Below are 8,786 nucleotides of genomic sequence, written 5' to 3'. Positions count from 1 at the left end.
AAATTCTTGACCCGTTCATCCGATCCACGTTCAGGCGATGAATGTAGATAAGCGCGTACCAGTTCTTTTAGTTGAGGGGCGTACTTGGCAGCAATTCGCTGCTTTTTGGGACTTGAAAACTGAGTCATAAGTACGTTTGTTCTATAGTCTCTTTATAATACTACGGTTGTAGAAAATTCAATCAATTTCAGTTAACACGCATATTTATTAATACTACGGTTATGTTCAATTAAAATAATTTGGTTAAACACGTATATTTTTAATAACTAAATAATAATGAGATTTCAATGTCAAATTTACGAAAAAACTATGAGTTAAAAGTCGTAAATATAACAAACGTCTCCGTAAGAAGAGTTGCGTCAAAATTATTGTTACTCAGTATTGTAACTTATACTACATAAATCGGTGTATTAGTTTCTAATCATGGCTTATAGTGATTCATATCCGTACAAAACAATACTACAATGTTTGACGCAAAAATTCTCAGCCTATAATCAGGGTTTCGGCGATTAAGTCGATTTTTTTTAGGCTCTTATTGTGTATTTCCGGAAAAAAATTTTTTCTCCGTACAGTGTCACTATCAAAAACATCACTACATGGGAGACGCCGGAGCGAAGCGACGGCGCGAGGGCAACGCAGTTGCCTGTGTGCTCAAGCGCAGCGTAGGGGATGCCGTGATTACCCCCGCCAGATTTAGCTACAACCCCATCAAAACCAATCGCCGCTACGATACATCATTTAGCGGTTTTATAGCAAATATCTCATTAGCGATGCCTAGAAGGTCAATGGCGACGCTTTGACTTGAAAAGGTTACAGGCTATGGATTTGGGGAAATGTTCAGAGTTCGGCGCGGTCGGTTGGGCGGTTGGGTGGTCGGGATGGGACTGATAAGCAGAATCGGGAAAAGTTGCGGCGATCGCACAAGTTTTTCTTATTTCCAACGAAGACGCCCGACCGGAGGGAGGGCGGACAGGTCGTGGGTGATAGCGACGCTTGGATGGGGGTAGGACGGGCAGTCAGTCCGTGGGTGGTATGTTTGGTCATTCGGCTTGGTGAAGCTGGCGAAAAACCTTTTTTTTCCTGGCTTGGACAAAAATTTGAAACAGCGCTAAAGAATTTCGAGATACGTCCCCAATTTTTCAAGTTCAAAATTTCCGGGGGTGTGACGCGATGCCCGACCGGAGGAAGGGCATCTTTCAACGTGGAAGGTAACGCGCGGCTAGTGGCGGCGGTCGCGCGGTTGTTGGTGACACCCTGCGGCGTCACATCGGCGTACGCCTGATATGGGGTGCTTGTATGTGCAGTGGTTTGTGGGCGCGGTTGTTGGTGACACCCTGCGGCGTCACACAAAACACAACACCCCATTCTCACAAAAATTATTGCAGAGATGAATACCAAAAGTCTACTTTACAACAATTATTTAGTGATATGGGGTGTATGTAGATAGTCCACAATAATGATGTAGTGATATGGGGTATTACCTCTTGTGCACAACACCCCACTCTTCGATTAGTGGGTTGGTCTCGTTTCTGCAAGATTTAGGCGATGCCTTCGGCGGCTGTGCGATCGCTCTCCCCAAATCCGCTCCTAGAGCGGGTTTTAGACTTGATGATATGGGGTGTTACCGGTGTGGTGCTGCAATAGTCTGCACGGAAGCTGACGAAGTGTGCAGGATGTCTGCACGTGCAGAAGCCGTCAAGTACAAATGCATGTATGATATGGGGTATTATCTATGTTGTGCACAACACCCCACTCTTCGATTAGTGGGTTGCAACATATTGATGCGGTAGGTGGCGATCGCCTAAAGACTAGCAGCCTGAAACCCGCTCCCAGAGCGCATTCTAGAATCAAGAGTTATTTAGGTGACATGGGGTGCTGAAAGAGTGGTGCTCAAAGAGTCTGCACGGTCGCCGACGATATGTGCACAACGCCTGCACGTGCACGACTCCTCAAGCATCAGTCTGCACGACAAATAACTGATATGGGGTGCTTAAACGGGGTGTGCACAACACCCCACTCATCGATGAGTGGGGTGTTGTGCACACCCCGTTTAAGCACCCCATATCAGTTATTTGTCGTGCAGACTGATGCTTGAGGAGTCGTGCACGTGCAGGCGTTGTGCACATATCGTCGGCGACCGTGCAGACTCTTTGAGCACCACTCTTTCAGCACCCCATGTCACCTAAATAACTCTTGATTCTAGAATGCGCTCTGGGAGCGGGTTTCAGGCTGCTAGTCTTTAGGCGATCGCCACCTACCGCATCAATATGTTGCAACCCACTAATCGAAGAGTGGGGTGTTGTGCACAACATAGATAATACCCCATATCATACATGCATTTGTACTTGACGGCTTCTGCACGTGCAGACATCCTGCACACTTCGTCAGCTTCCGTGCAGACTATTGCAGCACCACACCGGTAACACCCCATATCATCAAGTCTAAAACCCGCTCTAGGAGCGGATTTGGGGAGAGCGATCGCACAGCCGCCGAAGGCATCGCCTAAATCTTGCAGAAACGAGACCAACCCACTAATCGAAGAGTGGGGTGTTGTGCACAAGAGGTAATACCCCATATCACTACATCATTATTGTGGACTATCTACATACACCCCATATCACTAAATAATTGTTGTAAAGTAGACTTTTGGTATTCATCTCTGCAATAATTTTTGTGAGAATGGGGTGTTGTGTTTTGTGTGACGCCGCAGGGTGTCACCAACAACCGCGCCCACAAACCACTGCACATACAAGCACCCCATATCAGGCGTACGCCGATGTGACGCCGCAGGGTGTCACCAACAACCGCGCGACCGCCGCCACTAGCCGCGCGTTACCTTCCACGTTGAAAGATGCCCTTCCTCCGGTCGGGCATCGCGTCACACCCCCGGAAATTTTGAACTTGAAAAATTGGGGACGTATCTCGAAATTCTTTAGCGCTGTTTCAAATTTTTGTCCAAGCCAGGAAAAAAAAGGTTTTTCGCCAGCTTCACCAAGCCGAATGACCAAACATACCACCCACGGACTGACTGCCCGTCCTACCCCCATCCAAGCGTCGCTATCACCCACGACCTGTCCGCCCTCCCTCCGGTCGGGCGTCTTCGTTGGAAATAAGAAAAACTTGTGCGATCGCCGCAACTTTTCCCGATTCTGCTTATCAGTCCCATCCCGACCACCCAACCGCCCAACCGACCGCGCCGAACTCTGAACATTTCCCCAAATCCATAGCCTGTAACCTTTTCAAGTCAAAGCGTCGCCATTGACCTTCTAGGCATCGCTAATGAGATATTTGCTATAAAACCGCTAAATGATGTATCGTAGCGGCGATTGGTTTTGATGGGGTTGTAGCTAAATCTGGCGGGGGTAATCACGGCATCCCCTACGCTGCGCTTGAGCACACAGGCAACTGCGTTGCCCTCGCGCCGTCGCTTCGCTCCGGCGTCTCCCATGTAGTGATGTTTTTGATAGTGACACTGTACGGAGAAAAAATTTTTTTCCGGAAATACACAATAAGAGCCTAAAAAAAATCGACTTAATCGCCGAAACCCTGATTATAGGCTGAGAATTTTTGCGTCAAACATTGTAGTATTGTTTTGTACGGATATGAATCACTATAAGCCATGATTAGAAACTAATACACCGATTTATGTAGTATAAGTTACAATACTGAGTAACAATAATTTTGACGCAACTCTTCTTACGGAGACGTTTGTTATATTTACGACTTTTAACTCATAGTTTTTTCGTAAATTTGACATTGAAATCTCATTATTATTTAGTTATTAAAAATATACGTGTTTAACCAAATTATTTTAATTGAACATAACCGTAGTATTAATAAATATGCGTGTTAACTGAAATTGATTGAATTTTCTACAACCGTAGTATTATAAAGAGACTATAGAACAAACGTACTTATGACTCAGTTTTCAAGTCCCAAAAAGCAGCGAATTGCTGCCAAGTACGCCCCTCAACTAAAAGAACTGGTACGCGCTTATCTACATTCATCGCCTGAACGTGGATCGGATGAACGGGTCAAGAATTTAATTAGTGATTTTGAACTTGACGATATTAAAATTTCTGATGTTGATGTTTTGCTAGGACTGGCGCAAGATTTCGTAAGCTGCTATGAATTATTGGGTTACGCGCAAACACCACCGATTGAACCCACACAAAGCAAAACCCTCCACGCGCTAGAGGGGTGATGGGTGTTTATGGACGTTCGCTCGTTTTGATGAGATGAGGGGTACTGTAGGTGAATATAGAGATGGGAGAATTGGTGTTTTAGTCCAACAAACGTTCTACTGTTAAAGTAGGAAGTCCGAGATTGGTCAAGTTAGGATGGTGTGACAAAGTTCCAACAACTTTTTTGTTTACTGCGATGGGTTTGTTTAACTTTACCCAACATTGTTTAGAAGGACGTTCTAACCCAAGAGTCATTAACAGTAGTTGTTCTTCAATTTCACTATAATCTTTTGGTGCTTCTTTAAATCCTCTTTTTTCTAATTCCAGATTACTGATTAATACAGTGTTGTCGTCTAGTTCATCTATTCTAAATACATTATGTGTGTCAGTTAAAGACGTTTTTGTGTGTTCAGATTGTTTTTTACGTTTTGCTTCTCCCATTTTTACTCATCCTCTAAATCAAGAAGTTCATCTGAAATATTCCCATCACAATCAGATTCTTCTAGAATCATTGATTTGATTTCATCATTGACATTTTTCTCCCCTACTAAAGTAGATTTACAATGTAACAGCAGTTCATATTCAGGGTGATGTCGGTTGATAGTTTTAGCTTTACGGGTTTTCTTGCTTTCTTTGATTAATTCTTCAATTGGGTCTATAACACCTCGCTCAACAGCAGCTAGACCCCACTCAATCATCTTTTGATGATTTAGGCTACTATCCGAATTAACAAAGAATGCTTCAATCGATTGACCATATTTTGCTTTCGACTTAACAACAGCGTCTATCCATCCAAAGAGTTGTTCAGCATTTTGATATTTGTAGGTTGATGGTGAGAATTCTACTGGCAAGATTACTCGTTTCATTTGGTCGCCAGGTTTTAACCCAAGTTCATCATATTTACGATGATTTTTCTTGTACTCGTTGATTGACAAGGATACTAGTTTAATAGCAACATTTTGACGTTTTACCTTGTGTGGATTTTCTGCAATTTGACTTATCATATCAATTGCTGGGTTTTGATTGTCGTATCGGTTCGTTATAGCTGGTTTACCATCATTTCCGGTGATTATTCCCCTGTGAAGTTTACTTGATTCATATCCTCTATAAGCGTTAGTTTTTTCATGGTCGTTAAAAGAGTGTGTCCATTGCTTTGATTTATCAGAGGTTTCTTTCACATAACAAGAGAACAGAATTAACCCATGTTGACAACGATATTTTACAATTTCTTTATTACTGGTGTTTTCAGGAACGTTAATCGTATATTGACTAGTGATAAGTTGATAATTAGCCATTCCCTGATTAGCACCACTATGGTAAATATTCTTGATTTCAAAATCTGCCATACCTACTCTAGGTTTTTCTTGAATCTCTACCATATCACTAGTTTTTTCGTCTGATTTTAAACTATTGTATTTTTCGTCTTTTGCAACCACCTCAATTTTGTTTGTGTTTACTGTTAGTACATCCATCAAGGGAAAGTTGGTTCTGATATAATTTTTAACTAGTTTACAGATGAAATCTTTACCAACATTATCACGTTCACTGGGATTGATTTTTGTTTTACAACTGTTCAAAACAGTATTTTGGTTATCAGAATCGTTATTGTCGTTGTTAGGATTAAAGTAACGACTAACTAAAGGTTGTAGACTCTCAAATATTTGAACAACTTTGGTAGATTTGTTAATTTGTTCAACATCACATAAAAGTAGTAGTCTACCTTTTTTACTTAACCATTCTTTGACTTTGAATTTATAAGTAAATAATTTGTCTTCACCAGTAAATTCAAAAGATAATGGAGCGCTAGATAAATTTCGTTGACTTAGTTGTGAATTAGGACTATCTGGATTAATACAACGACTATCTATTGTGTCACGTCCTTCATAAAGAATATTGTTAATTAAGAAGAAACACCCGTCTGTTATTGTTGGAAACCCGTTTAAAGATTTCTCCATGCACCAAGCTAAAACCCGTGCTCTTGCAGTGATGTTGTTGCCAATTACGATATTACTTGTATTAAACAGTGGTGATATGGAAACTCCAAACTTAGTGTTACAAAACAATTTGTACAACAAATCGGCTGGACATTTCTTTTTAACCCACTGTGCAACTTTACGTTTACTAAGGTACTGATTTAAAATTAGTTCACCAATAGTGAAACCATACCAAGCATGACAATCTTCGTATATTTCACCATATTGAAACCATCCATTACCACCGTTTATTATCATGTGGTTTTTATGACTCCAAGTTGTTCTAACAGTGTTGAGTCGTTCTTGACATTCATCGAACTGTTCTTGCAAAATCTCTTTATCTGAAGTAATCCGAGAACTTTTTGGATATATTGCAAAAGCTAAAACTTGAGAATTATCAAGTATTTCGTCTCTTAGTTTTGGATTGGCAACAAAGAACAACCATTGAAGAATATCGTAATTAACATATCCACATTTTATTTCGTAAATATTTATTTTTGTGTATCCTTGTTTGATTTTTTCAATTGCGTCTTTGTTTCCATTTAAAGAATCTGCAAGTAGTTTAGATAGTATTTCGTGTTTTTGTACCGTGGGGTGAACATATGAGACTACTATGTCTTGAGGGTTTTCTAACTTCTCAACATTGAGATATAAGGAAAAATTACCAGGTAACAACTCACCCCAAATTTCATCTGGTATAACACCTGATTTTTTAAATTCCTCCCTTAGTTTGATTAAACTATCCACATCAACATTAAAACTAATTAACCATTCTCTTAATGTGAGATATTGATTTTTACTGTAAGTATTAGTTATCAAACCACCAATAATTGGTCGCCCAAAGAAGAACAATTGCATTCTCTGAGATTCCGCATAACACCCAGAAATGTCAATGTCAACTACAATCTGAGCGTCGTATCGTCCGTTAATTTTTCTTAGTTTGAAAATTCCTTTTAGCTCAATCCCCTCTACCATGCCTTGTCCTTGCTTTCTTGTCTTCAGCTTGCGTGGAATTTGAGCTACAGTAGGCTGGTTTTGACCAATCCGACCACCAAAGCCTTTGGCAAGTAAAGCGCGGGTATGGGCGGAATTTTGCACCAGTTGACGCGGGGTGTAAGGTAAGCACTCTTTTGTAATATACTCGTTAATTGCTTTACGCCAGTGTGTTTTCTCATCTCCTAACTTGAGAAATGTTGCCAAAGCTGCTTTATCCATCAAATCGACCGTGCCACCAACTGTCAGAGAAGGTACTATTTCCTTATTCTCCCATCCGAGGTCTACCGCTATCTCGTTAATCCGGTCTTTGAAAGCGTACTGAATTTCAGCGTTACAAGAATCACCCAGTGAATAAGCTAAAAAATCGCCGGGACGGTTCAGAAAAGACTGTACGATATCTTCCTTGTCTTTTTTACTGAGTAAATCCTTAGCGTCTAACTTGTACCCTGACGCGCTGGCGAAGTTTCCAAGACTGATTATCCCATGTGATTTGATAGTGTCTACCATTCTTAAGTAGCTCTCGTATCCTTCTGAGTCACCGTTTATCTGAACCTCTTGAGTAAGAGAAACATAATCAACAGTATGATCGCCGTTGTACTTGTCTCGTTTCTCCCAGATGCACTTGACTACTTTAGACACTTTTTCAATTCGCTCGTAACCAACGGATTTTTGCAGAGTTATCACCCGTTTCAACATCTCACCGTGGAATATCAGATTTAACTCTGCTTCGGCGTTGTGGGCTGCTAGGGTTAGGTAAAACTTAGGTAAGAATCCAAGACGTTTTTGAGTCGCTTGCTTGGATCTCACGTCCCATCCCAAGACAACCCTGAGATAATCGAAACCATCACAATCTCGACAACTCAGGACGGGTAGTGGGTCTTTGCCCAAACTCCGTAATTTATTGTTTACTAGCGTTTCAAACTTCGGATCAACAAAAATGAAAGTGTGTGTAACACCGTCCTCACCTGGTAAAAGATTAATTTGTGTGGTAACGTGTTGTCTAGATTCTTGAGTAAATAATTCCTGAAGTGTTTGTTGTCCAAAGATTATAGAAATAAATTTAAATTCAGTGTCGATTTGTTCATAGACGTGGATGTCTAAACTAGGTCTAAATGGTAGTTTGGTTTTTCCTTTCTTAGCTTCCTCAACTTTTGACTCGTACTCTTTATATCGTTCAGTATAGAGTTCTACTAATTCATCAAAAGTGAGAAGGTTACTTCTATTTACACACCAGTTAGCGTCTATTTCAATTGGTGAGAAACATTTAATGGTCTTTGCGTCTGGTCGTTCGTTGTAGGTGATGATTGAATTATCTGAACACCTTAATTGATTAGACTTTAAACCATCTGAAACTATTTCTTCTTTTTCTATAACAATTGGAATTTCAATGGTTTGAGATTCAATTTCCTCTACTTCAAAAACAGGAACTAGATTATTAAAATCAATTCCGAAACCTGATAATTCTGATAATTCACTTGTACTATTTACAGAGGATTCTGAATAATCAAATAAGGTTTCAGGATTGTTGAAATCAACCCCAAAACCTGATAAAATGTCTGTTAGATCGTCCATGATTTTAGTTGGTATGATTGAATTTTTTCTAATAACGAAGTCTCCCGCCATAGTTGGCGGG

Annotated in this window: 7 protein-coding genes; 3 read left to right on the top strand and 4 right to left on the bottom strand. The window is 40.7% G+C overall.

The features are described from left to right. Positions 1-837: 837 nt before the first annotated feature. Positions 838-1,398 carry a hypothetical protein gene (locus tag AC5JM2_RS12550; protein WP_495835175.1) on the bottom strand — a complete coding sequence of 187 codons (561 nt, stop codon included), beginning with the start codon at positions 1,396-1,398 and terminating at the stop codon, positions 838-840. Positions 1,399-1,732: 334 nt separating this feature from the next. On the opposite strand from AC5JM2_RS12550, the gene AC5JM2_RS12545 reads away from it, so the two are divergent. Then, positions 1,733-1,879 carry a hypothetical protein gene (locus tag AC5JM2_RS12545; RefSeq protein WP_495835176.1) on the top strand — a complete coding sequence of 49 codons (147 nt, stop codon included), beginning with the start codon at positions 1,733-1,735 and terminating at the stop codon, positions 1,877-1,879. Positions 1,880-2,165: 286 nt separating this feature from the next. On the opposite strand, the gene AC5JM2_RS12540 is transcribed toward AC5JM2_RS12545, so the two are convergent. Continuing rightward, positions 2,166-2,312: a hypothetical protein gene (locus tag AC5JM2_RS12540; RefSeq protein WP_495835176.1), complete on the bottom strand. Its 147-nt coding sequence runs from the start codon at positions 2,310-2,312 to the stop codon at positions 2,166-2,168. Positions 2,313-2,646: 334 nt separating this feature from the next. Here AC5JM2_RS12540 and AC5JM2_RS12535 point away from each other — a divergent pair, with 334 nt between their 5' ends. After that, positions 2,647-3,207, top strand: coding sequence for a hypothetical protein (locus AC5JM2_RS12535; protein ID WP_495835175.1), 561 nt, complete (start codon positions 2,647-2,649; stop codon positions 3,205-3,207). 709 nt (positions 3,208-3,916) lie between these two features. Further along, a complete protein-coding gene (locus AC5JM2_RS12530) occupies positions 3,917-4,204 on the top strand; it encodes a hypothetical protein (RefSeq protein WP_495835205.1) in 288 nt (95 codons plus the stop codon). 79 nt (positions 4,205-4,283) lie between these two features. On the opposite strand, the gene AC5JM2_RS12525 is transcribed toward AC5JM2_RS12530, so the two are convergent. Both AC5JM2_RS12525 and AC5JM2_RS12520 read right to left on the bottom strand, forming a co-directional pair. Next, a complete protein-coding gene (locus AC5JM2_RS12525) occupies positions 4,284-4,625 on the bottom strand; it encodes a hypothetical protein (RefSeq protein ID WP_495835204.1) in 342 nt (113 codons plus the stop codon). 2 nt (positions 4,626-4,627) lie between these two features. Then, complete coding sequence (locus AC5JM2_RS12520; protein ID WP_495835203.1) at positions 4,628-8,725, bottom strand: hypothetical protein; 4,098 nt, start codon at positions 8,723-8,725, stop codon at positions 4,628-4,630. Positions 8,726-8,786 lie beyond the last annotated feature (61 nt).

This window comes from Brasilonema angustatum (assembly GCF_059505445.1).
The sequence above is the reverse complement of the archived record's forward strand: the minus strand, read 5'-3'. Positions and strand labels throughout refer to the sequence as shown.